Raw genomic sequence first — 25,970 nt, 5'->3', positions numbered from 1 at the left:
GAGTGCGCCGGTGGCTGGCAGCGCCGCAGGTCAGGCCGTCCGCCATACCCGGGCCTGCCGCCCGCCTCGGACCGGCTGAATGCCAGCACGCAAGCTTCCGGCAGCGTGCTCGCTGCTGCCGCCTGACGCGCCGACCGGCATGCGTTCCCGTGTAAAATGCCCGGTTTTTGACCGGAAGAATGGCGAAAGTTGCTCCACGGGCGCCCTTGTCGGGCCCGGCGTTCATTCGCCTGCTTGCTCGCCTCAGCGACGCGCACATCGCTCAGTCCAACCACGCGCTGGCCGACCGGCTGAGCCAGTGGATCGACTGGACGCGCGCGGTTGCCGTGTCCAAGGCGCTGGACGGCAAGCTGCCCGACACCGACGACCTGCCCGAACCGCGCCCGCTCGATGCGGAGGCTTGCGCACGCGTGCGCACCGGTCTTGCTGCCAGCAGCGTGACCGAGTTGGACGCGCTGGTTGTGCGCGTGCGTGCCGAGGCGCGCAACGCCGCGCTCGCAGACGCACCCGTCGCCGCGCCGGATTTCGCACCATTCCGGCAGCACTACTTGGCCATGCAACGCGCCATGCGTACCGCCACCGGCGATCTGCGCGGGCGCCTGCGCGACCTGCTCGCATTGGCCTCCACCGACATGGCGCGGTTGGCCGAAGTGGATGCGGTGATGGAGCTCACCCTGAGCCCGCGCGAGCAGAGCCTGTTGAACACCGTGCCGAGCCTGCTCGGCGCACATTTCGAACGCCTGCGCGATGCTGCACAGGCGCAGCACCGGCCGACCGATGACGATGCCGCGCCACGCGCGGTGCCCGATGGCTGGCTGGATGTCTTCCGCAAGGACATGCAGAGCGTGTTGCTCGCCGAACTGGATGTTCGTTTTCACCCGATCGAAGGCCTGCTTGCAGCGCTTCGTACCCGCTAACTGGGACGTCATGTTCAGAACTCTCGTACACGTGTGTGTGTTTCTCGTCGGCCTGCTGGCGGTTTGCTGGGTCGGCATCGGTTATCTCGGCTCCAACCCGCTCGGCGCCTGTGTCGCGGCGGTGATCGGTGCCTGCTATGTGACCGGCGCGCTGGAGTTGTATCGCTACCGCCAGGCCACGGCGACGCTGGAAGCGGCAGTCGATGGGCTGGCCACGGCGCCTTCTGCCCTGGGCGATTGGCTACAAACTGTTCATCCTGGCCTGCGTAATGCGGTGCGCCTGCGTATCAAGGGCGAGCGCGTGGCGTTGCCGGCCCCGGTGCTGACGCCGTATCTGGTCGGCTTGCTGGTGTTGCTCGGCATGCTCGGCACCTTGCTCGGCATGATGGCCACGCTCAAGGGCACCGGCTTTGCATTGCAGAGCGCCACCGACCTGCAGGCCATTCGCGGCTCGCTCGCAGCACCGGTGGAAGGCCTGGCGTTCGCGTTCGGTACCTCCATCGCCGGTGTGGCGACATCGGCCATGCTGGGGTTGTTGTCGGCGCTGTGCCGGCGCGAGCGCCTGCAGGTGGTGCAACGGCTGGACCTGAAGATCGCTGCCGAACTGCACACGCATTCGGACGCGCACCGACGTGGCGAAGCATTCAAGCTGCAGCAGCAGCAAAGCGCCTTGATGCCAGCCTTGATCGACCAGCTGCAGACGCTGGTGCACAGCATCCAACAGCACAGCATGGCTGCCGAGCAGCGCCTGGCCGCCCAGCAAGCCGATTTCCAGGCCAAAAGCGAAGCGGCGTATGCGCGGCTGGCCACGGCCATGGAGCACGCGCTGCAAGCCGGTGTCGCCGAAAGCGCACGGGCGGTCGGTGCGGCATTGCAGCCGGCGATGGAAGCCACCATGGCCAGCATCGCACGCGATACCGCCGCATTGCAGGAACACGTCACGCAAGCCGTGCAGCAACAGCTGGACGGCATTACTCATGGCTTCCAGACCAGTGCCAGCACCACGGCGCAGCACTGGAGCACGGCATTGGCGGCGCAGGAACGCGCGCAGCAGACCCACAACGCGCAGTTGCAGACCGCGCTGGAACAGATTGCCGCGCACAGCGTAGCCGTGCAGGACAGCGTGAGCAGCGCCGTGCAGCAGCAGTTGCACGGCGTCAGTGCAGCCATCGAGCAGAACGCGCGCACGGCGACCGAGCACTGGCAGGTGGCATTGGCTGCGCAGGAACGCACCCAGGCCACGTTGGCCGAACAGTTGCAGGGCACACTGGAACAAATCGACCAGCGCAGCGTTGCCGTGCAGGACAGCGTCACCCAGGCCGTGCAGCAGCAATTGAGCGCACTCAACGATGGCTTTGCCAGCAGCACCGCGGCCAGCGCCGCCAGCTGGGCGGCCGTGCTTGCCGAACAGCAACGTGCCACCGAAACGCACAGCGCGCAGTTGCACACCACCCTCGAACAACTGACGCAGCAGACCAGTGCCCTGCACGAAGGCGTGCAGCAGGCCGTGCAGCAGCAGCTGGACGGGTTGAGCAGCGGCTTCGAAGCCAGCACCGCCACGGCAGCGGCCACCTGGACGGCTACGGTGGCCGAGCAGCAGCGCGCCAATCACACGCTCACCCAGGAGTTGCAGAACACGCTCACGCAATTTGCCAGCACCTTCGAGACACGCTCCGCCGCGTTGGTGGATGCGGTCTCGCAACGCATGCAGCAATCCAGCACCGACGCTGCCAATGCGTGGCGCGATGCACTGGCTCAGCAGCAAAACGCCAGCGCCACATTGTCCAGCCAGCACCACAGCGCACTTGCCGCCGCCACCGCCAGTTTCGAGGCGCATGCGGCGGCCCTGGTCGGCACCTTGCAGCAATCGCACACCGACCTGCAGGCGGCACTGGAAGCGCGCGACACCCAGCGCCTGGCGCTGTGGAGCGAGCGCTTCGGCGCGATGAGCACGGCCCTGACCGCACAATGGGAACAGACCGGCGAACGCGTCGCCCGGCAACAGCAGGCCATTTGCGACACCCTGGCCAGCACCGCCAGCGAGCTGTCCACGCAGGCGCAGGCGCAGGCCAGCGCGACGATCAGCGAAGTGTCGCGCCTGATGCAGATCGCCTCCGAAGCGCCCAAGGCCGCGGCCGATGTCGTGGCCGAGCTGCGCCAGTCGCTGTCCGAGAGCATGGTGCGCGACACCGCCATGCTGGAAGAACGCAGCAAGCTGCTTGCCACCCTGGACACCTTGCTCAACGCAGTCAATCACGCCTCCACCGAACAACGCGAAGCGGTGGATGCCTTGGTGACCACCTCGGCCGACCTGCTGCAGCGCGTGGGCAGCCAGCTCACCGAACAGATCGGCAGCGAAACCGGCAAGCTGGGCGCAGTGGCCGCGCATGTCAGCGGCAGCGCAGTGGAAGTGGCCAGCCTGGGCGAAGCGTTCGGCATGGCGGTGCAGTTGTTCAGCGGCGCCACCAGCGAGCTCAATGAGCGCCTGCAGCACGTTGCCACGGCACTCGATGCCTCGCTGGCACGCAGCGACGACCAACTTGCTTACTACGTGGCACAGGCGCGCGAAGTGGTCGACCTCAGCATGCTCTCGCAGAAGCAGATCATCGAAGAACTGCGCCAGCTCGATCGCGGGCGTGGCGAACCCGGCCAAGCAGAAACGGCATGAGCGACGAGATCGAAAGCGACGGCGAGCTGGGCACGCCCATCTGGGCGGCATTCGGCGACCTGATGTCGGTGTTGCTGGGCGCGTTCGTGCTGATCCTGGTCGGCGTGATCGGCGTGCAGTTGCAACTGTCCAGCCGCCTGGACGCGGAGGTCAAACAACGCCAGGCCGAAGCGCAACGTCGGCAGACGCTGGAACAGGCACTGGCCGCACCGTTGGCTGCCGGCCGCGTGACCCTGGTCGATGGCCGTATCGGCATTCGCGGCAATGTGCTGTTTGCGTTCAACTCCGACGAACTGCAGCCGGAAGGACGCGAGGTGTTGAAGTCGCTGGCCACGCCATTGACGCACTACCTGCGCGCGCGCGACGAGATCCTGATGGTCAGCGGATTTACCGACGACCGCCCGGTGCTGGGCGGCAATCGCCGCTACGCCGACAACTGGGAACTGTCCGCACAACGCGCACTCACGGTGACCCGTGCCTTGATCGCCGAAGGCGTGCCGGCGTCATCGGTGTTCGCCGCCGCATTCGGCTCGCAGCAACCGGTGGATTCCAACGCCGACGAAGCCCGCCGCGCGAAGAACCGCCGCGTGGAGATCGCGCCGATCGCGCGTCCGTCGTCGCACGCAGGCGCATCGGCGCCGCCCGCAGCAACCGCCGCACCGCGATGAGCAAGCCGGCACTGCCCGCACGCGCGCAACTGGAGCGCTGGCGCAGCCAGGGCGCCGATCGGTTGGATCCGGTGCGCTTCCATCTGATGGAAGCGTTGGCAGCGCGTGCCGATGCGCAGGCCGATGCGGTGCGTGAGGTGCTGGAACACAAGCTCGGCGCGATGGTCGATGGCTATGCGACAGCGCTGCAGCAGACAGCGCGTCGCCGTGCCGGGAGCCGGGCAGTGCCTTCCCCGACGCCGGCGTCGCCGCAGCCCAGCGCCTTGGGTGCGCTCACTGCGCAGATGGCCGGGCATGCGGCGCTGATGGAAGTGGACAGCCGCAAGACTGCCAGCGCAGATGCCATGCTGTTTCCGGAGCTGCCGGCGCTGGACGACTTTCGTCGCACCTGGACCACCGTGCGCACCGCCAGCCAGGTGCGGCAGTCGCTGCAGGATGCGCCCAAGGACGCCGGCCCGCTCAACTCCAGCGTGCTGGTGCATCGCTGCATCACGCTGATGCGCGAGCGCTCGCCGGGCTATCTGCAGCACTTTCTCGGCTATGTGGATGCGTTGTCATGGCTGGAGCAGCTGCACACCGGCGGCGCCTTGGCCAACGAGGAGGCTGCGCCGGCGACGCCGGGCAAGAAACGCAGCAAGAGTCCGTCGAAGCGACGCAGTTAGATCCTCGATCGGTCCGGATCTACGTCGGGCCGACTGACGCAGGCTCCGATCTCGGAGATGCAGCCCATCACCGCGTGTGGCAGGTCACCCGCCGTGAGCATGAGGTCACTGCACGCCTCTGGCTGCGAACCGCGCTGCACTTGCTCACGCGGCAGCGGCAGCTGCATGCAAGCGCACAACGATGTCCAGCAAGCACTCGCCGGCGCGTTGCAGTCACTCACTGCAGTCACGCCCGAGCGCGAAGCGTATTCAACTGGAACGTGGCGGCCGTCGGTAACGCTGGCATCCACCACATTGGCGCATGCGCCGATCGCCGCTTCGGCTGTCGTGGAGCATCGCTCAAAACCGCAATTGCGCACCTACCGTCCAACTCCGCGGCGCACCGGGATACACCCATTGCTCGCTGTACGAAAACGCCGCGTAACGGCGGTCGGTGAGGTTTTCCACCTTGGCATACAGGCGTAGCCTCTGGCTCAGATCGTAATGGCCAACCGCTCGCCACACGGTATAAGCCGGCAACACGAAATCGGTGTTGCTATCCACCGAGCCCAGCCGCTCGCCGGTGTGCAAGACGCCCACACCCAGCGCCGCGCTTCGTTTGCCGGTCAGCGGCTGCTCGTAGTTCAGGAACGCGTTACCGCTCAAACGCGGCACATTCGGAAACCGCCGGCCTTCAGCCAGCCCCGTACTGGCGGCAGCAGCACTGCTGCGCGTCACCTGCGAATCGGTATAGGCCAGGCCCACCGACGCCGCCAGGTGCGGGCTCAACCTGCCCAGCAGATCCAGCTCCACGCCCTGGCTGCGCATCTGGCCCACCGGCAGCGAAAAACTGGTGTCGGCCGGGTCCAGGCTCAACACGTTTTTCTTGTCGATGCGGAATGCGGCCACGGTGGCTTCCAGGCCATCGCCGGGCTGCACGTATTTCAAGCCGGTCTCCAGCGAGCGGCTTTTCTCAGGTGCAAAGCTTTGCCCGTTGGCGCCCACACCGCTGTTGGGGCGAAAACCCGCCGCCGCACTGGCGTACAGCGACAGCGCATCGTCGACATGGAAGGTCATGCCTGCACGCGGGCTCGCCACGCCGTCGGATGACCGCTGCGTGGTGCCGCGCAAGTGGTTGTCCAGGCCTTGCCGATAGTGGTCGTAGCGCAGGCCAAGCAAGGCCTTCCAGCGCGCGCCCAGGTCGATCTGGTCCTGCGCGTACACACCCCACACCTGCTGGCGTTCGTCGGTATCGGTGATGGTGGACAGCCGTCCTGGCTGTGCCAGGCCATAACGCGGCGCCAGCACATCGATGCTGTAGGGCGTGGCCGCGGAACGGGCGCGCTGCTGAAAGCGGCTGTCGTCGAAGCGATTGCCATCGATGCCGAACAACACATTGTGCGTGACCCTGCCGGCCTGAAGACTGCCAAGCACTTCTGCACGCGCTGCGATATCGCGGCCCTGGTAGTCGCGGTAGCGGCGTTCGCGGCGCAAGCTGCGCTGGTCGGCCTGCAGCGTCCAGGGCTCGGTGGAAAATCCGCGCATGCCACTGTCGCGGTAAGTCGCCCCACCCTGCACCGACCAGGTCTGATCCAGGCCGTGCACCACGAACAGCTGGTGCCCGGTGGAATGCAGGTCGATATCGCCATCGCGCGGCTCGCCCAGAAATCGCGAGGCCGGCAGCCGGTTGGCATCGCCACCGATGGCCGTCACGCCACGATCGAAGGGCGTGTGGAGGCGCACCGCTTCCAGCTCATACGACACCGTCGTATCGGGCGTCGGCATCCACAACAGCGACGGCGCCAGCAAGGTGCTGTCGCTGTCGACGGTATCGCGAAAGCTGTGTTGATCCTTGTGCATCACATTCAAACGGTACGCCACGTTCTCGCTCAGCGGGCCGGTGCTATCGATGGCCGCGCGATAGCTGTCGAAGCGGCCTGCCGATACATCCACGCTGTGCTGCGGCTGAAACAGCGGCTTTTTGGTGACGATGTTGACGGCCCCGCCCGGCTCGCCGCGCCCGTACAACGCCGACGCCGGCCCCTTGATCACCTCGATGCTCTGTGTATTGGCCGCATCGCGCAGACCGTTGTAACCGCGGCTGGCATTGAAGCCGTTAACCATGTAATCCGAACTGAAATTCGGGTCGCCGGTGAAGCCGCGCATCGAATAGCTATCCCATAGCCCGCCCAGGTTGTTGGCCTTGGTGATGCCGCTGGCCAGCTCCAGTGCGCCAGCCAGATCGGTGACGCCTGCATCTTCGAGCAAGGTCCGGTCGAGTACCCGTGCACTGATCGGCAGATCACGCAGCGGCGCATCGGTCTTGGTGGCACCGGTAATGCTCAGCGCGCGGTACGGCGTGTATTGGCTGCGCACCTGCACCGCATCCAGGTCGCGCGCCTGCGACTGCGCAGCCTGCGCGCAGGCAGTGCCGCAGGTGCAGGCCAGCAGGCTGAGCAGGGGCAGCGCGTGCAGCGTGCGGTGGCGCGAGAACACGGGCATCGGGCAGAACTCCTGAAGCGCCCCGGCGCAGTGCAGCCGGGGCGCAAGTAAAAGACGCAAGGAAAGGTGAAACGCAGATACCGCTATGAAGCAGGGCCGGCCGTTGTTTCGAAGCGTGGCGCTCGCCCGAAATCGTCGCGCGTGAACGGCCGGTCGCGGAACAGATAGCCGTAGTAGAACGTGCGCAGCGCCCGGTGATAAGCGCGAATGCGATCCTGATAGGCCAGCTGTGCCTGCAGATCGGTGTCGGCCAGGCGCGTCAGCGCCCCCTGCAGCGCAACCGGGGGCAGCACGCTGGCCACGCGTTGCGCCAACGCTTGGCGACGCTGCAGCCCCTGGCGATACGCTGCCACCTGCGGCGCCACCTGCTGGTCGCCATTCTCATGAAATGCGAAGTACCACTTGTAGTGGAACGCCGTGGTCAGCGGCGCCGAGTCGGCCCATTGCCGATTGCGCGCGTAGAACGCCTGCATGGTGTCCTGGCGCGGAATGTCCCAGGCATGGTTGACCGCCTCGCGCTGCAACCGCGCAATCTCGGTACCCTGGTTGACCGGCACCGCCTGATTGATTGCCACATGCGCCAGCGCCGGCGCCACCAACGCCAGCACAACCCAGCAGGTGGCCAACGCCGTGGCATGCGCGGCAGGCCGCCACTGGAGGCGCCCGACCAGCACCGACAGCAGCACCCAGAACAACAGGTACGCACCGCCCAGTGCCAGCACCGCCAGTTGCTGCAACCACGGCACCGCATTGAACGTAGCGAACATGACGAACGGCACGCTCAGGCACACAAACACCGCCGCTGCGCGCACCACCACGCGCCGTACCAGCAGCGCAGCGCCCGCGTCGGGCAGTGCGGCAAGCATGCGTGCACGCCCCGCTTCACGCTCGCCCGAACGCAGATCGAACAGCAGCGCGATCACGAACAGCGGCAGCAGGAACACCAGCACGAACGCGTAGTCGAAGCGGCCAGCCAATGCGAGCTCGGGGTTGTAGCTGTCCCCGTCATGGATCTGCGCTTCCAGCCCCAGCGCGCGCACGCGCAAGATATACGGCGAGACATCGCGCATGCCGACCGCCGCAAACGCCAGCGGCGATGGCAGGTCCCAGGTGGGGTGGAAGCTGTAATAGGCCGCGCTGCCGGCATCGTTGGAACGCGCCACATAGTCTTCTACCGCCGCGCTGTCTTCGCGCTGCAGCGCTGCAATCCTGGCGATGTTGTCGCGCTGCGTCGCCATCACATGTTGCCCGGACAGCAGGCTGCACACGGTGAGCAGCGCAAGCAACAGCAATCCGGCGAGCGCCGCACGTGCGCGTAGCAGCAACAGCAGTTCGTATTTCCACAGCACCATCAGCGCGCCACTCCCACACCTCGCCCGGCTGCCGCCAGCATGCACAGCGCAGCAAGCAGCCAGGCCCCGATCAGGCCGAACGCAGCACCTGCCGTGCCGATCACCTCGGTCGCCGGCGCCGGCTGGAACGCAAACACCGGAATCTCATGCCAGTGCTCGGACGAAATCCGCTTGCGCCGATCGGCGCCTGCATCCTGGGCGGTGTCGTCGGCCATGCTGACCGCGTCGGCCTGCAGTTGGTTGAGCTGCTGCACCAGCGTGTAGCGGTAGTGCTCTGCCTGGGCCAGGAACCGCAGATGCGCGCGCAGGTCGGTTTCTGCCAGCGTCATCGACACCTCGCGCAGCGCCACCGTCGGGCTGAGCAAGGAAAACGCCCGCACCAGCAGGTTCTGTTGCTGCTGGATGGATGCATCGCGGCCCGCATACCGCTCGAACAGGCTTGCGCTCAGCCGCTCGCCTTCCAGTGCCAGCAAGCCCTTGTAGTTCACCGGCAGGTCTTCCACGCGCTGCACGCCGTAACGGGCCAGCGTCTGCTGCTTGAATTGCGCAAAGTGCGGGTCGTCCGGATTGTGGCTGTCGCCGAGCGTGCGCAGGTCGCGCTGGATCGCCACATCGGTTTCCAACCGCGTCGGCAGGCGGTACGCGGCACTGGCCGCGTCCGGCGCCACGCGCGGTACCAGCAAGGCCAGCCACACCCATACCGCCAGCGACACCAACAGCGCATCGCGGCCGCGCCGGCACCGCATCGACACCGCCAGCACCAGCGCACACCACACCAACAGATACGCGCCATAGGCCAGCACCAGCAGCGCAACCAGCGGGGCTTGCCCTGGCAACAACGCGATCGGTGCCAGGCCGATCAAGGCCGGCAGCAGGCAGGCGCCGGCCACCGTCGCCAGCGCCAGATACTTGCCGCCAAGCAACTGCCGGCGCGTGGCGCCCTGCAACAACAGCGCGCGCAAGGTGCCGGTTTCCTGCTCGCGCGCCACTGCGCCATAGCCCAGGAAGACCAACATCAGCGGCGCCAGCACCTGCAGCACGAAGGCGGGCGTGAGCTGACCGAAACGCACCAGCAACGAGCTCTGACGCACATCGCCGAAATTGGCAGTGTTCTGGCGATGGCCTTCCAGAAACATGCTGTTGCCGGTGAACGCATCCACGCCGGAATCGAATGCAGCCAGTGCCGGCAACGGGCGATAGATGAAATGGCCGTAGTGCACCACGCGGTGCGGATGCCGGTCCGGCTGCGCTTGGAACGCCTGCTGCGCTGCCTGTTGCTGCCGCGTGCGGAAATCGGCCACTTCGCGCTGGTGGTGCGCAGCGGTCAACGCCGCCACCAGGGTGAGCAACATCAGCAGCACCACACCGATGGCAGCGGACCGGTTGCGCGCCATATGGCGCAGTTCTTCGCGTGCGACCAGCAACGCCGGGCTCATACGTGCAGCCTCACGCAGCGCGATCCTGCGGGCGCGCGAAACGCGCATGCAGGGTGCGCACGTCGAAGCCGCTGTCGCCGGCACCGATCTCTTCGGCAATCCGGCCGTTTTCCAGAAACCCGATGCGGTCGGCCACATCCACCGCACCGAGCAGATCGTGGGTGACCATCAGCACCGCGGCGCCGCGTTCTCGCACGCTGCCGACCAGGCGATTGAAGTCGGCGATGGCGCGCGGATCCAGCCCGGAGGTGGGCTCGTCCAGCAGCAGCACCGGCACCTCGCGCAATGTGGCCACGGCAATGGCCACCTTCTGCCGCATGCCCTTGGAGAACCCTGCCAGCCGTTGCGCCCAGGCATCGCGCTGCAGGCCAGCGGCCGCAAATGCCTCGCCAATGGCGGCCTGGCTGCGACGCTGGCCGGCCAGGGCAAGCAGATAGTCGGCATTTTCCAATGCGCTCAGATGCTCGTAGAGCGCCACGTTTTCCGGCAGATAGGCCAAGCGCGCGCGCGCCTTGCCGGGGTCGGCGACCGGGTCCACGGCGTCCACGCGCAGGCTGCCGGAGACGGGTTTGACGAAGCCCAGCAACGTGGACAGCGTTGACGACTTGCCGGCGCCATTGCCGCCCAGCAAGGCGTAGACGCTGCCGGGCGCGACGCCGAGGTTCAGCCCCTGCAGCACCGCGCGGCCACGGTAGGCCACGTACAGGTTGGAGATTGAAATCGCGTGGGTCATTGAAGAATTGAAGGGCGTGGACACAGACATATCAGGAAGTGATACGTTATCACATTGCTTGCACCGCCAAAATCCGCCCGCCGTCGCGGGCAGGAGCCCGGCCGGCACTAATAACCGCCGCGCCGCGCATCGCGCCTGCGGTCAGCGCCTTGCGGCGCGAACGTCCAGCCAGGCGCCTGCGCCGACACGGCTGACCCGCACAAGCAGACACCGTCGCCCACCACTCGAGACCCTCACACCCCAATGACCTTCGAAACGCGCAGCTGTCATTCGCCCGATGCTTTCCATGACTTCGACCGCCACGCTCCCGCTGACGCCAAGGCCTGCAACACCGCGCGCAGCACCCGACGCCTCGCCAACGGGCTGGCCATCGCATTGTTCGCTGCCGCACAGCTCAACGCGCAGACCATCGATACCAGCGCCCCGTTGCCGCCGGTCCGCGCATGGCACGGTGCCAGCGAAGCATTGATCGTGGCACCGGACGATCCGTGGATGACGCCGGCCGAGCGTAGCGACTTTGTCAGCACGCCCAGCTACGCGCAAACGCGTGCGTGGCTGCAACGGCTGGTTGCTGCTTCGCCGCTGCTGTCGCTGGAGGTGTTCGGCAAGACCGGCGAAGGACGCGATCTGCTGCTGGTACGCGCGCGCAAGGGCAAGCCCGGCAAACCGGTCGTGCTGGCACAGGCCGGCATCCATGGCGGCGAGATCGATGGCAAGGACGCCGGCCTGATGCTGCTGCGCGATATTGCACAACGCGGCAAGGACGATCTGCTGGACGAGGTCGATTTCGTATTCGTGCCCATCCTCAACAGCGATGGGCACGAACAACGCGGCCCGCTCATCGGCGCCGCATTGCGCGGCCCGCAGCAGATGGGCTGGAATACCACCACGCGCGGCATCAACCTCAATCGCGACTATCTCAACCTAGAAGCGCCGGAGACGCGCGCGATCGTCAGGCTGCTGCACACGCTCGACCCCGCCTTGTATATCGACCTGCATGTCAGCGGTGGGCTCGATCATCAGTACGACATCACCTTCACCTTCGCCGGCTGGGGCACCTACGCGCGCTCGCGCGCCACGGCCGGTTGGCTGCAGCAGCGCTTCACGCCAGCCGTCGACGCCGCACTGCGCCGCCAGGGTCATGAACCTGCGATCTACCCCAGTCTGATCGACGAAGACGCGCCGCGCTCGGGCTTGCGCTATTCGCCCGAAGGCCCGCGTTATTCCACCGGCTATGGCGACTTCGCCGGCATCCCCACCGTGCTGGTGGAAAACCACCGCCTGAAGTCATACCGGCAACGCGTGCTCGGCGATTACGTGCTGCTGGAAGAAGCCCTGCGCGTGGTCGGCCGCGATGCACACGCCATCGATGCCGCCAAGCGTGCCGATCGCGCGGCGCGCCCGCAGGAATTGATGGTGGCGTGGGAACGCCTGCCGCAGCCGATCGACCATATTCCGTTCAAGGGCGTGACCTACACCCGCGCCCTGTCGCCGGTGTCCGGCCGGCCGGAATTGCGCTGGGAAGGCCGCGACGAAACCTGGACGATGCCGGTGATCGGCTACCGGCAGACGCAGGCGGTGCAGTACCCGGTGGCGTGGTGGATTCCGCCCGGCAACGACGATGTGCTCGCCTTGCTCGATGCGCATGGCATCGGCTACGACCGTCTGCAACAGCCGGCCCGGCGCGCGGTGCAGCAGATACGCATCAGCAAGACCGGCAGCGATCAGATCCCGCACACCCATGACGTCGAAGAAGTCTTTCCCGCCGGCAGCGTCCGCGTGCCGGCCGATCAACCGATGCGCATGTTGGCCGCCGCCTTGCTGGAACCGCGCAGCAGCGATTCGTTGCTGGCCAGCGGACGTTTCCGCCATGCCGGCAGCCCCGACAGCGGGCTGTATGCCACCGAGCTGGTTGAATTCACCGAACGCATGTTGCGCAGCGATGCCGCGTTACGCAGCGCGTTCGAGCAAAAACTGGCCAACGATGCAGCGTTCCGCGCCGATGGCGATGCGCGCCTGCAGTGGGTCTATGCACGTTCGCCCTATGCAGCGATCAGCGGCTGGCGGTATCCGGTGCGGCGCGAAGTGAGGCAATAGCGCCGCGCATCCCTGTGGCGCTCACCGCGGTGCGGGCGCCATCACTGGCGCATGCTCGGCCATCAGCGCAATCACCCAATCGATGAACACACGCAGCTTGGCGCTGACATGGCGGTTGGGTGGGAAGGCGATCGACAGCGGCATCGCTTCCAGCTGCCAGTCCTGAAAGATCGGCACCAGTTCGCCGCTGGCGACATGCGCGTTGGCCATATACACCGGCAGCCACAGCACACCCATGCCGGCCAGACCGGCGGCCAGATAGGCATTGCCATCGTCGGCGGCCACCACGTGGCGACCATGCACGCGCACCGCCTCGTTGCCGCGTTGCATCACATACGGCACGGTTGTGCTGCTGCCCCAGCGCATGAAGCCGACGCAACGATGCCGTGTATTTTCCAGCTCGGTTGGATGCGTCGGGGTGCCGAGCCGCTGCAGGTAATCGGGCGCTGCGTACACGCCGGCCTGCAGGTCGCCCACGTGACGCGCGATCAGCGACTGGTCGGTGATGGTGCCGCCGCGTATCACGCAATCGACGTTTTCGCCGATCAGATCCACCCGGCGGTCGCTCACGCCCATGTCCAGCTGGATCTCCGGATAACGCGCATGGAATGCCGGCAACGCCGGCATCAGGATCAGCCGCGCCAATGGGCTGGGCACGTCCACGCGCAGGCGCCCGCGTGGCAAGCTGGCTGCAACCGACAGACTGGTTTCGGCATCGTCCAGGTCTGCCAGCAGGCGCAGCACGCGCTCGTAATAGGCCGCGCCATCGGCAGTGACCTGCACCCGGCGCGTGGTGCGATTGAGCAGCTTCACCCGCAGGCGCGCTTCCAGTTGCTGCACCAGCTGGGTCACGCTGGCGCGGCTCATGTCCAAGTGTTCGGCCGCCTTGGTGAAACTGCCGGTCTCGACCACGCGCGCAAACGCCTGCATTGCATCGAATCGATCCACCACTGCTCCCGCGGCCAAGATTGTTTGGATTCTACAAACAGTGTTGGTCGATGCTGCCGATTTATCGCAACTGCAGACCCGCCTAACGTGTGCCTTCGTTCTGATGCACTTCGATGGAGAGCCACATGGCCACACGCGACGTCGTTTTCCCGCAGGGGCGCCACGCCCTGTACGAGCGCCACCATTACTCGCCGGCGGTACGCGCCGATGACCTGCTGTTTGTCGCCGGCCAGGTCGGCAGCCGCGAGGACGGCTCGCCCGAGCCCGAGCTGGACGCGGAAATTGCCCGCGCCTTCGTCAACCTGGATGCCGTCCTTGCCGCGGCCGGCTGCACTTCGCAGGATGTGGTCGACGTCACCTTGTTCATGGTCAACCCCGAGGTGGTGTTCGAGGCAATGTGGGACAAGTGGGTCAGCTACTGGGGCCCGGCCCCCTACCCCACCGTCACCGCGGTCGGCGTGACCTGGCTGGCCGGCTTCCAGTTTGAGATCAAGGTGGTGGTCAAGCTGCCGGCGAAGGCTGCATAACACCTCCCATTGCCTGCGCGGCAGTCATCGCGCGCCATCCCGCCTGCAGCAGATCTGCGCCTGCGCAACGCAACCAGCGCACGCGGGCGCGTCTCGCATTCGATCGGCCACGCCTGGCTCGCCAGCGCGTGGCGTTGCCTGTGTCCACGCCGCGCAACGTGCCCATCGCACCCCTGTCAGATCTCCAAACATCAGCGAAGAAGATCGCCGAGAGCATCAGCCTCATCAACGGCATCGCCTCCAGACCGAATGCCAAGCGCTTGGCTACACGCCGAAACAAGATCTGGGCGACCGCACGCTGCTCGGGCCCAAGTCACCAACAAGCAACATTCGTATGCGATAGCTGTAGCGCTCGCCATGCCGCGAGCCCTCTGTTCCCCTGGCGCGTTGTCCAACGTCGATGTGCTGACGCATCGCGGCGGCGGCTTCGTGCGTCCGATGATTTCAAGGAGATTGACTTCCATGCGCTTGAAGACCTTTTTCGTCGTTGTGCTTCTCACCGCCTTCAGTGCCGCCGCACAGGCGCAGGTGGTGACCCTCAACAAGGGCGGCTATACGCTGACGTACGACTGCACCAACCGCACCGCACTGCGCTACGAATACGTGCTGCAGGCCGACACGGGCTCGGCTGCACGCCCGTCCAGCTTCAATCTGGATACCGAATTGCCCAGCGGCTGTGCCGGCCAGACCTCCACGGCCTCGTATGCCAGCGTGCGTTCCGGCTATGACCGCGGCCATCTGGTGACCTCCAACCACATGGACTACAACGCGACCTACATCCGCCGCGCCAACCTCATGAGCAACATCGTGCCGCAGGTGGCCAGCTTCAATCAGGGCATCTGGGTACAGGCAGAGAACGTGGCCGAGTGCTATCGCGACATCGCCAGCGTGCAGGTTTACGGCGGCGTGATCTACAGCGACACCAGCAACGATTACTTCCTCAGCAGCCACGGCATCCGCACGCCGGATTTCTTCTGGAAGACCATCATCACCGCCAACCCGAGCGGCGGTTCGCGCGCCATCAGCTGGCTGATTCCCAATAGCGCCAACCTGGGTGCGTTGGACAGCTATATCGTCAGCATCGACGAACTCGAAGACCTCTACGGCGCCAGCACCATCGGCATCAGCGCACCGGCGGCTGTCAAAGCCATGCTGCCGTCCACCACCTGGCCGCAGCCGAGCAATTGCGATCTGGGTTGAGTCGCGCTGCATCCACGGCATGTCGCCCAGCCCGGCCTGTGCCGGGTTGGGTCACGGCACGGCGGCACTGGCTGCGTGGCGCCGCGCCGCCTGCGTGACAGCCTGCGCGCGGCTCGACATCTCCATCGCAGAGCCGGCGTGCCGGTGGAATGGACTGCGGTCCCGCGGGCGCCAGCCATGTGTCAGGTGTGTCAGCGCTGCCACATTTATTGGCGAGGTCTGCGCTGTTTTGACGGCCAACGGCCGACATATGCTTGATCGCACTCTCGCTCCCCTCTTGCGATCACGCTCATGCCATCCCCCTTGTCTGCCAACGCCGGCCTCGCCTTGCTGAGCGCCCTGTCGATCTTCGCTGCCAGCCCGGCGACTGCCGCACCTGTGCAGAGCCTGCCTACCATCGTGCTGGTGCATGGCGCATTTGCCGATGGCTCCAGCTGGTCTGGCGTGATCGAGGCGTTACAGCGCCAGGGCTATCACGTCACTGCAGTGCAGAATCCGCTCACCTCGCTGGCCGACGACGTCGCTGCGACCCGCCGCGTGCTGGAGCGACAAGCTGGCGACGTGCTGCTGGTCGGGCACTCCTGGGGCGGCGCGGTGGTGACCGAATCGGGCAACGCCGACAACGTCAAGGGCATCGTCTATCTGTCGGCCCTGGTACCCGATACCGGCGAGTCGGTCGGCACGCTGCTGGCACGCCTGAAAGCGCCGATGGAAGGTTTGCAGCCGGATGCGCAGGGCCTGGTCTGGCTCGACGACGCGGCGACCTACCAGCACGTGATGGCCGCCGATGTGCCGCTGGCCAAGGTCCGGCAGCTTGCCGCCGTCCAGCAGCCGATGACCGCTGCCGCGTTCGGCGACGCGGTTTCGCAGGCCGCGTGGCATCGCAAACCGACGTGGTACCTGATCACCGACAACGACAATGCGTTGCGTCCGGATGTGCAGCGCGCCATCGCCAAGCAGATCGGTGCCACCAGTACCACCATCGCATCCAGCCATCTTTCGCTGGTTGCGCAGCCCGCCAAGGTGGCCGAGTTCATCGCACGTGCCGCGCGTACCATCGGTACGCCATCGCGGTGAGCACCAACACGAACCTGGCGTGTCGCGGCGGCCCTTACATGCGCTCAGGTCGGCTAACAAAACGTAGCGAGCAGTCGTCCGGCGGGTGCGGACGACGCGCTCAGAACCGCCTTTTACGAGTGGTATATGCCGATTCCGAGCATCGGCTGCGCCCGCCTGGCGCTGCACAGTCGTTTTGTTCGCTGCGCTTAGCCTGATACCTCGTGTTCGGCGCTCTCCAGCACCGCAGGCAGGACGTCGACCAGGAACTCGATCAAGGCGCGCACGCCCGGCGCCAGTCCGCGACGCGAGGGATACACGGCGTGTAGTTGATGCACCGGCAACGTGTGGTCGCCCAATAGCACCACCAGTTCGCCACGGGCGATGCTGCCCCTGCACAGGGCCAGCGGCAACTGCGCCACGCCCATGCCGGCCAGCGCCGCTTGGTGCAGCAGCTCGACATCCTCGGTGAACAGGCGCGAACGGTAGTCCACCAGTTCGCTGGTGCCTTGCGGGCTGGTGAGCCGCCACCGGGGCGGCTCGCCATTGACGCCACGCGGGCCCATTCCCAGTACCTCATGCAGTGCCGCGGCAGAGGCGAACGGCCCATGCGCGTGCACGAACCCGGGGCTTGCCACCAACGCCTGCCGGCTGACGCCGAACGAGCGCAGGATCAAGCCGGAATCGTCCAGGCTCGAACGCACCCGTATCGCCACGTCGATGCCTTCGGCAATCAGTTCCACCCGTCGACTGGTCAGCTCCAGATCGACCTGCACATCCGGATGCGCCAACAAAAACCGCGGCAAGAGCTCGGCCAGAAACAGATGCGCCACACCGGTCGGGCAGCTCACGCGGATCCGGCCGGAGGGATGCTGCGTGGCGCGCTCGGCCACATCCAGCGCCCATTGCGCCGAGCGGGTGATGGATTTGCAGTGCGTATAGAACTCGGCACCGACCTCGGTGAGGCTGACCGCACGGGTTGAACGCTGCAACAGCCGCACGCCCAGGCGTTGCTCCAGATCTGCCACCCGCCGACTGACCTTGGAGCGGGGAAACCCCAACGCGCGACCGGCCGCCGAGAAGCTGCCGTGGTCGACCACTGCCACCAGCAGCGCGAAGTCGTTGAGGTCTTCCATCTGAATCCAACCCCACGCAAGGAGGCCGTCATTGTCCTGCCAGGCAGGACAGTTTGTCATCCGCCAGCGGCCTACCTGCGCCCGAGGGCGCTTCGTAGAGTGCCGCCACCGACCACAGCACACGAGCCCACCATGCGCTTGCTCCATCTCGATTCCAGCATCCTGACCGACACGTCGGTCTCCCGCCAGCTCACCGCCCAGGTGGTGCAGGACCTGCACGCAGCGATTGACGATCTACACGCCACCTATCGCGACCTTGCCGCGGTTCCCATCGCGCACCTTTCCGGCGCGATTGCTGCCGGCTTCCGCCCGCTGCCGCAACCAGCCAGCGACGCGGCATTGGTGGCCGAACATGCATTGTCCGAGCAACTGGTGGACGAATTCCTCGCCAGCGACATCGTGGTGATCGGCGCGCCGATGTACAACTTTTCGGTGCCGACCCAACTCAAGGCCTGGATCGATCGCATCGCCCAGCCCGGCCGTACGTTTCGTTATACCGCTAACGGGCCCGAAGGCCTGGCCGGCGGCAAGCAGCTGATCGTGGCGTCCTCGCGCGGGGGCATGTACACGCAAGGGCCGATGGCCTCACTGGATTTTCAGGAGGCGTATCTGACCGCAACGTTCGGCTTTCTGGGCGTGCGCGACGTGCACTTCGTGCGCGCGGAAAATCAGTCGCGTGGTCCGGAGCCGGCCGCGGCCGCATTGATCAGTGCGCAGGCCTCCATTGCCGATGTCGTGCGCAGTGTCGGGCGCGGGGTCGCGCGCGCGCGCGTGGAGGCCTGAGCCATGTTGCATCTCATCACCCTCACCTATCGCGTCGCCCCGCCGGCACTGGCCGCACATCTGGACGCCCACAAGCAGTGGTTGCGGGAGCACATCGACACTGGGCTGTTCCTTGCGGCCGGCCCATCGGCCGATGGTCTTGGCGGCATCGTGCTAGCCCACCACACCGATGCGTCGGCACTGGATCGGGTTGTGGCGCAAGACCCGTTCGTGCTGCATCAGTTGGTGGATGTCGGCATACGCCGTTTCGAGCCAGCACTGCGCGCCAAAGGGTTTTTGCCCGGTTGAACGAGACCATGCCGGTGGAATGCGACGCCGCGGTCAGGGCATTCGTCGTAGCGACACAGGCGTCGTTGTCAATCGAGACCTGCAGGCGTGTCGACGCTTGCAGGCCGGGGCGCGGGGCCGCTTGCCGCAAACCACGCAGCGTACGGGGTGTTCTTGACCAGATGCCGGTTGAAATCCTTGGCACCATCGGTCCACCACACCGCGCCGCGTTCACCCAAGGCGACCTTGGCTGCATCGACCGCACCGCGCGCGGCCAACAGGCGTTGTGCATCGTCGTCGCGCTTGGCGGCCTTGACCGCGCGTCGCGCATCCATGAGTGCACTGACCAACGCGGCACGCACCTCTTCGCTCAGGTGCGGGTTGCTGGTGCGCCACAGGCGCGCTCGCACGACGAGGTAACGGCCGTCGGGCGTCGTGAGGGGCGTGGTCGCGGCAGTCATCGCGCGCTCAAGGCCAGGCGTACGGTTGCCGCATCGCGGCAGTGCGCGCGGCGCTCACTCCACTCGTTCGAAGCGAGCGCGGGCGACACCGTCCACCTCGACCTGCTCGACGAACATCGCATACGGGCGCACCCACAACCCGATATCGCGCTCCAGTGGCCGATACAGCACCAGCGGCTCCAGGGTTTCGCTGCTGCGCACCACACCGAGCACCTCATAGCGGCCGCCTTTGAAATGACGGTACTCGCCCAGTGCGATGGAAGGTAACGGCGGCAGGGTGTCCATGGCGGTATCAACGCGATCGAAAGGCCCTGGAGTTTAGGACCGCACGCAATGTGTGGCGAGCCGGCTTGTGTTGACGCTGCACGCCGGCGGTCGATGACGGACATCCACACGCCTCGCATTCTCGGCAGGCCGGGTCCGCCACGTCGCTGGCGTCTGCCTTGAAAGAGGCGCACCGGCCGCCACTGCAGCGGCGGCCATGGCACCTCGCGCCATCGAAAGCATCGGGGCCTGTCGTGCGCCGTCGGGGCTCGCCGCAATCGCGTGCGTCCCGCAGAACCAAGCTCAGGTGTCCTCTTCGTCCCCTTCGTCCTCTTCGTCCTCTTCGTCCAGTTCGTCCTCGATGCTGTCGTCGTCATCGATTTCGCTGTCCTGCGCAGGCCCGTCCTGCAGCAGATCCTCATTCTTGCCCGGCGCCTTGACGCCGTTGGGTGGCGTCGGGTCGTCGATACCCCGGTTGGCATTCTGGTTGTTGCCCATGGTCAGCTCCCGCGGCAGAAGACCGCCTGCCCACCCTCCTCCCGGCCCTGTGATGCGCACGTGTGCCGCACCCAAAAAATGCGCCGTTCATCGCAGTATCTGAACCATTGTGGCTCAGCGCAGGGTCGCCCCGCGCCGGCTTGCATCCGCGTATCGCCTCTCCCCGTAGACAGCAGGACGCCTACCGAGGAAACACCATGCCGAGCTTGATCTGCGATCTGGAAGACCTGCTCGCCTCCTGGAAGGCCGAGGCACGCACCTTCGACGCCTGCGACATGCCGGCCTCTGCACTGGCCTTCCGCGATTGCCATCGTCGCCTGTCCGCGTTGCTGGACGCGCATGCACGCCAATCGGCCTTGCCGACAGCCGCGCTGGCTGGGCGCGAGCAGCCCAGCTCAGTGACCGAGCTGCAGCCGCGCGCCATCGCGCCGATGGGTTCCTAGGGTGTCGATCAGCGCGTTGCTGGCCTGATTCGCGCCAGCCACCTCGACCTCGGCGCCGTGCGCGCGCAATTTGAACACCACCCGATCCAGCGCCGCTACCGCACTGATGTCCCAGAAATGCGCGTGGCTCAGATCGATCAGCACCTTCGGCGGCGTGCCGAGGAAATCGAAGCTGGCGACGAATTGCCCGGCCGATGCGAAGAACACCTGGCCGCGCACCGCATACACGCGTACCCCATCGTCACCATCGCTGGCCTGCACCTGCAGCATGCGCCCGACCTTGCGCGCGAAGAACAGTGCCGACAGCAGGACGCCGACCAACACGCCGCGCGCCAGATCGTGCGTCCAGACCGTGACCACGACGGTGCCCAACATCACCACCGACGAACTTGCCGGGTGCCTGCGCAGATCGCGCAGCGATCCCCAGTTGAAGGTGCCGATGCTGACCATGATCATCACCGCCACCAGTGCCGCCATCGGAATCTGGCGCACCCAGGCCGCGCCATAGACCACCATCAGCAGCAGGACGACGCCGGCCACCAGGCACGACAAGCGCCCACGTCCGCCCGAGCGCACATTGATGACCGACTGCCCGATCATCGCGCAGCCAGCCATGCCACCGAAGCAGCCCGCCACCATGTTCGCCAGTCCTTGACCTGCGCATTCGCGGTTGCGCTGCGATGGGGTATCGGTCAGGTCTTCGACAATCTGCGCCGTCATCAACGACTCCAGCAAGCCGACCACCGCCAGCGTCGTCGATACCGGCAGCAGGATGCGCACGCTGTCCCATGTCAGCGGCACGTCCGGCAGCAAAAATACCGGCAGGCTATCAGGCAGGTGGCCCATGTCGCCCACGTGCCGGAGATCGAGGTGCCAGTACGCGCATGCCGCCGTCAACACCACAATTGCGACCAGCGGCGAAGGAATCGCCGTGGTGACGCGCGGGAGCAGATAGATGATGACCAATGCCGCTGCACACACCGCATACACCGGCCATGGCATGCCGACCAACTCCGGCAGCTGTGCCAGGAAGATCAGAATTGCCAATGCGTTGACGAAGCCGGTGATCACCGAGCGCGAGACAAAACGCATCAATGCGCCCAGACGCAATGCGGCTGCAATCAGCTGCAGCACGCCCGCCAGCACGGTCGCCGCCAGCAGGTACTGCACCCCATGGTCCTTGACCACATCCACCATCAACAACGCCATGGCACCGGTGGCGGCAGAAATCATGCCTGGCCGACCACCGGCGATCGAAGTCACCACTGCAAGACAGAACGCCGCGTAGAGCCCAACCTTGGGATCAACGCCGGCAATGATCGAAAACGCGATGGCTTCGGGAATCAGCGCAAGCGCGACCACGATGCCGGCGAGCACATCGCCACGCACGTTGCCGAGCCATTGCTGGCGCAACGGGAAACTTCTGGACATCGAACGACTCCTTGCGCCGGCAACCACACGGCGCATTACATGCACGTCAAACACCTGGACCTTCGCAGCAACTGCGAGCGCGTAAGGCCTGAGGTCAGGGTGGTGTCATGTGTCCAAGGAGATCGTTCTTGAGCAGTGGCGATACTAACGCGCTCAGGCTAGCCCGAACAACCCGACGCTGCGCCTGTGTCTGCGCATCGAACATCAGACACAGATCAACGATGCGCACGCATGCGCGCAGCCGTTGCTGACAGCACGCGGCTCAGTCGTCGCTAGCCACGCGTTCGCCCATCAGTTCGCGCTCGCGTTTTTCCAGTTCTTCGGCGTAGCGCTTGCGCACGAATCCCTCCGACAGCACGCCCAGTACCTTGCGATCGCTGTCGATCACGGCCAACTCATCGGCCTGTGTCGTATCGAAGACCTTCATGATCGCCACGATGTCGGTGTCGGCCAGCAGCGCCGCATCGCGGTGCTTGGCATAGTCGCCGACCGGGGCGTCCAGCTGCACATTGTCGGCGTACAGCACGGCCAGCGGCACCACGCCGGCATAGTGTCCGTCTGCATCTTCCAGCACCACGCGTTGCGTGGAGCCCAACGGGAACCGCCGGCGGAATTCGGCCACGCTGATGTCGTGCGCGGTGTGGTTGGCATCCTTGCGCATCATCTTGCCAGCCGACAGATTGCGCACCCAGCCCACATCGCGCGCACTGCGGATGTTTTCGCCACGCAGATGCAGCCGCCAGGTGGAGAACGAATAACCGAACACCTGCCGCACCACGGTATTGGCCACCAGCACCGCCGCCATCACTGCGCTGGCCAGCACGAAATCGTGCGTGCCTTCCAGGATCAACATGGCCATGGTCATCGGCGCGCCAACGATGGCCGCCGCCAATGCAGCCATGCCCACCAGCGATGCACTGGTGGTGTCCACCACCGCAGCGCCCAGCAACAGGTTCAGGCTCACCGCGAACAGGCTGCCCACCAGCGAGCCCATGAACAACGATGCGAAGAACAGACCGCCGCGGAAGCCGAAACCCAGCGAAATTCCCGACGCAATGCACTTGAGCACCAGCAGGATGGCGAGCACCTGCAAGGTACTGCTGCTGGTCAGGTCCAGATGCAATGCGCCATGCCCCGAGGACAGCACCTGCGGCGAATACAGCGCCAGCGGAATCAGCAGCAACCCACCGATGACCGGGCGCCCCCACACCGGCAGATTGATGCGGCCCACGCCGCGTTCGATGCCGGCGACCAGGCGCATCACCGCAATGCCGATCAACGCGCACGCCAGGCCCAGCGCGATGTAGACCGCATAGTCGCGCGGCTGCAATTGGTAGGCCACCGCAGCAGGCAACGAGTACGGCGCTGCGCCCAGGGCATTGGCCATGAACGCGCCAGCCAATGCGGCGGCGGCCACCGGTGCCAATGCCGATGGCGTGTAGGCACCGATGACGATCTCGAACGCATAGAACGCACCGGCCAGCGGCGCGCCGAAGGCGCCGGCAATCGCACCGGCCGCGCCGGCGCCCACCAGCGTGCGCATGTCGGCACGCCGCACCCGCAACACGCGCCCCAGCTGCGAGCCGGCACCCGACCCCATTTGGGTGTAGGTCGCCTCCAGTCCCACCGACGCACCGAAGCCGTTGGACAACAAGGTCTGCACCGCAACGATCAGGTTGTCGCGCATCGACATGCGCCCGCCATGCAAGGCATTGGCTTCCACCGCATCCACGAGGGGCCGCTTGCGCCGCCGCGCCATCAGCGTCACCAGACCAACCAGCAAGCCGCCCAGCGGCAACACCAGCAACTGCGTTGCCGTCATCGAGGTGGCCGTGCTGAGCCGCTGCTCGGGCGCGAGCGCGTACAGCCAGCTCTGCAGGCCATGCGCGATACCGGCCTGCAGCACCATCAATCCAGCCGCGATCAGCCCCACCAGCGCGGCCAAGGCGATGAACCAGAGATCGTTGGCGCGCAGCTGCCTGCGCAAGCCGTCCAGCGGCCGGCGGAGTTGCGCCGCCATGGCGTGCACGGCCGGCAAGGTGTGGGAAAGTGGCTGCATGGGACCAGTGATTGCGGGGTCGGCACCGGCAGAGCCGGCGTCCGCTGTGGGCTCTAGTGTGCATGAGCGCCGCTGACCTGAGCCAATCTGGCGCGGCGAAGAAACGCGCGCCGCGCCGCAGGCGTGATTGCAGGGCCAGGCATTCAGGCGCCAGAATCGGAGCCGGCACGCGGCGCACCATGCGCGTGCGATCGTTGAGCCACTCGAACAGGGATGCACGATGCTCTACCTGCTGCTGGGCTTGATTGCCACCGAAGGCCTCTTGCTGATCACCTGGAACCGCCCCTACTTCAGCTGGGGCCTGCCGGTGTTTACACGGCGTATTGCGGTGACCCGCGATGCGTTGGCCTGCTTTTCGCTGGCGCAGGTAGAAAATGCGGTCGAGCCATCGCGCTGGCCCGACTTGCGGTTCCATCGCCTGTCCGAAGACGTGTATGCGTTTCGCGAAACCTTCCTGTTCGTCGGCGGTGTCTATCCGATGATCATGCGCGGGCGCATCGTGATCGACCGTCGGCAACGCGAGATCATCGTGAGCGGTTTCTGCAACTGGACCGTAGTGATGATGGTGGTTGGGTTCCTGGTTCCGGCAGCCGTCGTCAGGCCAGGGGCCACGCTGATGTTCGCGGGACTTCTCATGCTGTCCTATCTGCTGCAACGCAGCCGTTTCATCAGTGTCGAAGCGGCCGTGCGCATGCTTCTGCACACCAACACCACCCCGCTGATTCCGCGCCGGCCAGAGGCGACGCCGCGCGTGCAGGCCGACTGATAGCCGCCTGACGCCATGCGTTGCGGTGCGTCACTCCACCACGCACAGCGGCACTTCGGCGGGCCGCAAGGTCAACACACGTACGCCAGTGCGCGTCACCGCCACGGTATGTTCGAACTGCGCCGACAACCTGCCATCGCGCGTATGCACCGGCCACTGATCCGGTTGCGAACGGATCGCCGCACGGCCCTGGTTGATCATCGGCTCGATGGTGAACACCATGCCTTCCTGCAGTTCCAAGCCGGTGCCCGCGTGGCCGTAGTGCAGGATCTGCGGGTCTTCATGCATCTCACGGCCGATGCCGTGCCCGCAGTATTCCTTGACCACGCTATAGCCGTGCGCACGCGCGTGCCGCGCAACGGCATGGCCGATATCGCCCAAGCGCGCGCCCGGGCGCACCGCTGCAATCCCTTTCCACATCGCCTGATACGTGGCCTGCACCAGGCGACGTGCCGGGTAAGCGACCTCGCCCACCAGGTACGTGGTACTGGAATCGGCGATATAGCCGTTCTTTTCCAGCGTAATGTCCAGGTTGACGATCTGCCCGCTGCGCAACACGTCGTCTGCCGATGGCACGCCATGGCAGACCACATCGTCGATGGATGCGTTGAGTACGAACTCGAAACCGTACTGCCCCTTGCTCGCAGGCCGTGCGTCGAGCTCATCGACAATCATGCGCTCGACAAACCCGTTGAGTTCCAGCGTGCTGCGACCTTCCAGGGGCAAGCGATCCAGCGCATCGAATACCTGCGCCAGGAGCTGGCCAGACACCGCCATCAGCGCGATCTCGTCGGGCGACTTGATCACGCCCGGCCCGGTTTCAAGGCTTGCGGCCGTACGCCCGCCGCGCGCAATTGTTCGGCCACGATCTGCTGAAACGTCGTGTCCGGATGCATCTCGCACAGCATGCCGACCTTGATCCAGAAATTGGCCTGCGCATTGATCGAACGGCTACTCACCGTGCACGCACGGCGCAGTTGGTCGTGCAGGTCGTCGTCGATATTGACGATGCCCATGATGGCTCTCGTTTTGCGTTGATATACGAATCGTATATGAAACGTATATTTGCACGCAATCGCTCCGGGGCGGGGCGCCGTCGAGGGCGATGCCTGTCCGG

General features: G+C 65.9%; 25 protein-coding genes and 1 other RNA gene. 12 read left to right on the top strand and 14 right to left on the bottom strand.

Annotated features, from left to right (window positions below; translation table 11 throughout):
• Window positions 1-167: 167 nt before the first annotated feature.
• From AC1POX_RS03740 to AC1POX_RS03725, 4 genes are read left to right on the top strand one after another with little or no spacing between them, the layout of a single operon-like run.
• Entirely contained in the window at window positions 168-917 is a 750-nt protein-coding gene (locus AC1POX_RS03740) for a DUF3348 domain-containing protein (protein WP_014091172.1), read from the top strand.
• Between the two features lie 10 nt (window positions 918-927).
• On the top strand, window positions 928-3,585 hold the full coding sequence (locus tag AC1POX_RS03735; protein ID WP_372356775.1) for a DUF802 domain-containing protein: 2,658 nt from the start codon (window positions 928-930) through the stop codon (window positions 3,583-3,585).
• Window positions 3,582-4,253, top strand: coding sequence for an OmpA family protein (locus tag AC1POX_RS03730; protein WP_029820397.1), 672 nt, complete (start codon window positions 3,582-3,584; stop codon window positions 4,251-4,253). The genes AC1POX_RS03735 and AC1POX_RS03730 overlap by 4 nt, the downstream gene beginning before the upstream one ends.
• Complete coding sequence (locus AC1POX_RS03725) at window positions 4,250-4,915, top strand: DUF2894 domain-containing protein (protein ID WP_014091175.1); 666 nt, start codon at window positions 4,250-4,252, stop codon at window positions 4,913-4,915. Before AC1POX_RS03730 ends, AC1POX_RS03725 begins: the two co-directional genes overlap by 4 nt.
• Before the next feature lie 339 nt (window positions 4,916-5,254).
• Here AC1POX_RS03725 and AC1POX_RS03720 read toward each other — a convergent pair whose 3' ends face one another.
• The 4 genes from AC1POX_RS03720 to AC1POX_RS03705 form a co-directional block, all read right to left on the bottom strand.
• The gene (locus AC1POX_RS03720) at window positions 5,255-7,396 is read right to left on the bottom strand and encodes a TonB-dependent siderophore receptor (RefSeq protein ID WP_065627860.1); all 2,142 of its coding nucleotides are present in this window, start codon (window positions 7,394-7,396) and stop codon (window positions 5,255-5,257) included.
• 83 nt (window positions 7,397-7,479) lie between these two features.
• Entirely contained in the window at window positions 7,480-8,748 is a 1,269-nt protein-coding gene (locus AC1POX_RS03715; protein ID WP_372356774.1) for a DUF3526 domain-containing protein, read from the bottom strand.
• On the bottom strand, window positions 8,748-10,184 hold the full coding sequence (locus tag AC1POX_RS03710; RefSeq protein ID WP_372356773.1) for an ABC transporter permease: 1,437 nt from the start codon (window positions 10,182-10,184) through the stop codon (window positions 8,748-8,750). Before AC1POX_RS03710 ends, AC1POX_RS03715 begins: the two co-directional genes overlap by 1 nt.
• 10 nt (window positions 10,185-10,194) lie before the next feature.
• Entirely contained in the window at window positions 10,195-10,917 is a 723-nt protein-coding gene (locus AC1POX_RS03705; protein WP_014091179.1) for an ABC transporter ATP-binding protein, read from the bottom strand.
• Window positions 10,918-11,160: 243 nt separating this feature from the next.
• On the opposite strand from AC1POX_RS03705, the gene AC1POX_RS03700 reads away from it, so the two are divergent.
• Window positions 11,161-13,014 carry a M14 family metallopeptidase gene (locus tag AC1POX_RS03700; protein ID WP_372356772.1) on the top strand — a complete coding sequence of 618 codons (1,854 nt, stop codon included), beginning with the start codon at window positions 11,161-11,163 and terminating at the stop codon, window positions 13,012-13,014.
• A gap of 21 nt (window positions 13,015-13,035) precedes the next feature.
• On the opposite strand, the gene AC1POX_RS03695 is transcribed toward AC1POX_RS03700, so the two are convergent.
• A complete protein-coding gene (locus AC1POX_RS03695; RefSeq protein ID WP_046931884.1) occupies window positions 13,036-13,980 on the bottom strand; it encodes a LysR family transcriptional regulator in 945 nt (314 codons plus the stop codon).
• Between the two features lie 107 nt (window positions 13,981-14,087).
• Between AC1POX_RS03695 and AC1POX_RS03690 the strand changes: the two genes are divergently transcribed.
• The 3 genes from AC1POX_RS03690 to AC1POX_RS03680 all read left to right on the top strand — a co-directional run bounded on the left by AC1POX_RS03690 (window position 14,088) and on the right by AC1POX_RS03680 (window position 16,766).
• Entirely contained in the window at window positions 14,088-14,489 is a 402-nt protein-coding gene (locus AC1POX_RS03690) for a Rid family hydrolase (protein ID WP_011348740.1), read from the top strand.
• Between the two features lie 462 nt (window positions 14,490-14,951).
• Window positions 14,952-15,689, top strand: a complete 738-nt coding sequence (locus AC1POX_RS03685) for a DNA/RNA non-specific endonuclease (RefSeq protein ID WP_218196948.1) — start codon at window positions 14,952-14,954, stop codon at window positions 15,687-15,689.
• Between the two features lie 291 nt (window positions 15,690-15,980).
• Window positions 15,981-16,766: an alpha/beta fold hydrolase gene (locus tag AC1POX_RS03680; protein WP_277569753.1), complete on the top strand. Its 786-nt coding sequence runs from the start codon at window positions 15,981-15,983 to the stop codon at window positions 16,764-16,766.
• Window positions 16,767-16,817: 51 nt separating this feature from the next.
• On the opposite strand, the gene AC1POX_RS03675 is transcribed toward AC1POX_RS03680, so the two are convergent.
• Both AC1POX_RS03675 and AC1POX_RS03670 read right to left on the bottom strand, forming a co-directional pair.
• Window positions 16,818-16,894, bottom strand: a non-coding RNA gene (locus AC1POX_RS03675) — sX9 sRNA.
• A 60-nt stretch (window positions 16,895-16,954) separates the two neighbouring features.
• Window positions 16,955-17,881 carry a LysR family transcriptional regulator gene (locus AC1POX_RS03670; protein ID WP_372356771.1) on the bottom strand — a complete coding sequence of 309 codons (927 nt, stop codon included), beginning with the start codon at window positions 17,879-17,881 and terminating at the stop codon, window positions 16,955-16,957.
• Window positions 17,882-18,013: 132 nt separating this feature from the next.
• Here AC1POX_RS03670 and AC1POX_RS03665 point away from each other — a divergent pair, with 132 nt between their 5' ends.
• Together AC1POX_RS03665 and AC1POX_RS03660 are read left to right on the top strand one after the other, a co-directional pair.
• The gene (locus AC1POX_RS03665) at window positions 18,014-18,664 is read left to right on the top strand and encodes an FMN-dependent NADH-azoreductase (protein ID WP_014091184.1); all 651 of its coding nucleotides are present in this window, start codon (window positions 18,014-18,016) and stop codon (window positions 18,662-18,664) included.
• Between the two features lie 3 nt (window positions 18,665-18,667).
• A complete protein-coding gene (locus AC1POX_RS03660; protein WP_008577649.1) occupies window positions 18,668-18,952 on the top strand; it encodes a YciI family protein in 285 nt (94 codons plus the stop codon).
• A 68-nt stretch (window positions 18,953-19,020) separates the two neighbouring features.
• Here the strand turns inward: AC1POX_RS03660 and AC1POX_RS03655 are convergent, their stop codons facing one another.
• From AC1POX_RS03655 to AC1POX_RS03645, 3 genes are all read right to left on the bottom strand, one after another.
• A complete protein-coding gene (locus AC1POX_RS03655) occupies window positions 19,021-19,392 on the bottom strand; it encodes a hypothetical protein (RefSeq protein ID WP_031425037.1) in 372 nt (123 codons plus the stop codon).
• A 54-nt stretch (window positions 19,393-19,446) separates the two neighbouring features.
• On the bottom strand, window positions 19,447-19,677 hold the full coding sequence (locus AC1POX_RS03650; protein WP_008577645.1) for a DUF1653 domain-containing protein: 231 nt from the start codon (window positions 19,675-19,677) through the stop codon (window positions 19,447-19,449).
• 282 nt (window positions 19,678-19,959) lie between these two features.
• Window positions 19,960-20,154: a hypothetical protein gene (locus AC1POX_RS03645; protein WP_218555478.1), complete on the bottom strand. Its 195-nt coding sequence runs from the start codon at window positions 20,152-20,154 to the stop codon at window positions 19,960-19,962.
• Between the two features lie 197 nt (window positions 20,155-20,351).
• Between AC1POX_RS03645 and AC1POX_RS03640 the strand changes: the two genes are divergently transcribed.
• A complete protein-coding gene (locus AC1POX_RS03640; RefSeq protein WP_031425041.1) occupies window positions 20,352-20,597 on the top strand; it encodes a hypothetical protein in 246 nt (81 codons plus the stop codon).
• Here AC1POX_RS03640 and AC1POX_RS03635 read toward each other — a convergent pair.
• Entirely contained in the window at window positions 20,550-22,028 is a 1,479-nt protein-coding gene (locus AC1POX_RS03635) for a SulP family inorganic anion transporter (protein WP_372356770.1), read from the bottom strand. The two genes, AC1POX_RS03640 and AC1POX_RS03635, sit on opposite strands and share 48 nt — an antisense overlap.
• Before the next feature lie 262 nt (window positions 22,029-22,290).
• Window positions 22,291-24,048, bottom strand: a complete 1,758-nt coding sequence (locus AC1POX_RS03630) for a chloride channel protein (RefSeq protein ID WP_031425045.1) — start codon at window positions 24,046-24,048, stop codon at window positions 22,291-22,293.
• A gap of 259 nt (window positions 24,049-24,307) precedes the next feature.
• Here AC1POX_RS03630 and AC1POX_RS03625 point away from each other — a divergent pair, with 259 nt between their 5' ends.
• Window positions 24,308-24,853 carry a hypothetical protein gene (locus AC1POX_RS03625; protein ID WP_031425047.1) on the top strand — a complete coding sequence of 182 codons (546 nt, stop codon included), beginning with the start codon at window positions 24,308-24,310 and terminating at the stop codon, window positions 24,851-24,853.
• Between the two features lie 30 nt (window positions 24,854-24,883).
• Here the strand turns inward: AC1POX_RS03625 and map are convergent, their stop codons facing one another.
• Window positions 24,884-25,660, bottom strand: coding sequence for a type I methionyl aminopeptidase (map, locus tag AC1POX_RS03620; protein ID WP_041469838.1), 777 nt, complete (start codon window positions 25,658-25,660; stop codon window positions 24,884-24,886).
• The gene (locus AC1POX_RS03615) at window positions 25,657-25,869 is read right to left on the bottom strand and encodes a ParD-like family protein (protein WP_014091192.1); all 213 of its coding nucleotides are present in this window, start codon (window positions 25,867-25,869) and stop codon (window positions 25,657-25,659) included. The genes map and AC1POX_RS03615 overlap by 4 nt, the downstream gene beginning before the upstream one ends.
• Window positions 25,870-25,970 lie beyond the last annotated feature (101 nt).

Source organism: Xanthomonas sp. NCPPB 3442, from assembly GCF_056725145.1.
Note: the sequence above shows the minus strand (reverse complement) of the source record. Positions and strands in the feature narration are given on the sequence as shown.

Coding starts and splice junctions, on each gene's coding strand:
- AC1POX_RS03630 (WP_031425045.1), bottom strand. CDS start 24,048: ATGGCGGCGCAACTCCGCCGGCCGCTGGACGGCTTGCGCAGGCAGCTG.
- AC1POX_RS03725 (WP_014091175.1), top strand. CDS start 4,250: ATGAGCAAGCCGGCACTGCCCGCACGCGCGCAACTGGAGCGCTGGCGC.
- AC1POX_RS03645 (WP_218555478.1), bottom strand. CDS start 20,154: ATGGGCAACAACCAGAATGCCAACCGGGGTATCGACGACCCGACGCCA.
- AC1POX_RS03735 (WP_372356775.1), top strand. CDS start 928: ATGTTCAGAACTCTCGTACACGTGTGTGTGTTTCTCGTCGGCCTGCTG.
- AC1POX_RS03730 (WP_029820397.1), top strand. CDS start 3,582: ATGAGCGACGAGATCGAAAGCGACGGCGAGCTGGGCACGCCCATCTGG.
- AC1POX_RS03705 (WP_014091179.1), bottom strand. CDS start 10,917: ATGACCCACGCGATTTCAATCTCCAACCTGTACGTGGCCTACCGTGGC.
- AC1POX_RS03640 (WP_031425041.1), top strand. CDS start 20,352: ATGCCGAGCTTGATCTGCGATCTGGAAGACCTGCTCGCCTCCTGGAAG.
- AC1POX_RS03625 (WP_031425047.1), top strand. CDS start 24,308: ATGCTCTACCTGCTGCTGGGCTTGATTGCCACCGAAGGCCTCTTGCTG.
- AC1POX_RS03680 (WP_277569753.1), top strand. CDS start 15,981: ATGCCATCCCCCTTGTCTGCCAACGCCGGCCTCGCCTTGCTGAGCGCC.
- AC1POX_RS03720 (WP_065627860.1), bottom strand. CDS start 7,396: ATGCCCGTGTTCTCGCGCCACCGCACGCTGCACGCGCTGCCCCTGCTC.
- AC1POX_RS03670 (WP_372356771.1), bottom strand. CDS start 17,881: ATGGAAGACCTCAACGACTTCGCGCTGCTGGTGGCAGTGGTCGACCAC.
- AC1POX_RS03710 (WP_372356773.1), bottom strand. CDS start 10,184: ATGAGCCCGGCGTTGCTGGTCGCACGCGAAGAACTGCGCCATATGGCG.
- AC1POX_RS03655 (WP_031425037.1), bottom strand. CDS start 19,392: ATGACTGCCGCGACCACGCCCCTCACGACGCCCGACGGCCGTTACCTC.
- AC1POX_RS03635 (WP_372356770.1), bottom strand. CDS start 22,028: ATGTCCAGAAGTTTCCCGTTGCGCCAGCAATGGCTCGGCAACGTGCGT.
- AC1POX_RS03690 (WP_011348740.1), top strand. CDS start 14,088: ATGGCCACACGCGACGTCGTTTTCCCGCAGGGGCGCCACGCCCTGTAC.
- AC1POX_RS03665 (WP_014091184.1), top strand. CDS start 18,014: ATGCGCTTGCTCCATCTCGATTCCAGCATCCTGACCGACACGTCGGTC.
- AC1POX_RS03715 (WP_372356774.1), bottom strand. CDS start 8,748: ATGGTGCTGTGGAAATACGAACTGCTGTTGCTGCTACGCGCACGTGCG.
- AC1POX_RS03615 (WP_014091192.1), bottom strand. CDS start 25,869: ATGGGCATCGTCAATATCGACGACGACCTGCACGACCAACTGCGCCGT.
- AC1POX_RS03650 (WP_008577645.1), bottom strand. CDS start 19,677: ATGGACACCCTGCCGCCGTTACCTTCCATCGCACTGGGCGAGTACCGT.
- AC1POX_RS03660 (WP_008577649.1), top strand. CDS start 18,668: ATGTTGCATCTCATCACCCTCACCTATCGCGTCGCCCCGCCGGCACTG.
- AC1POX_RS03700 (WP_372356772.1), top strand. CDS start 11,161: ATGACCTTCGAAACGCGCAGCTGTCATTCGCCCGATGCTTTCCATGAC.
- AC1POX_RS03685 (WP_218196948.1), top strand. CDS start 14,952: ATGCGCTTGAAGACCTTTTTCGTCGTTGTGCTTCTCACCGCCTTCAGT.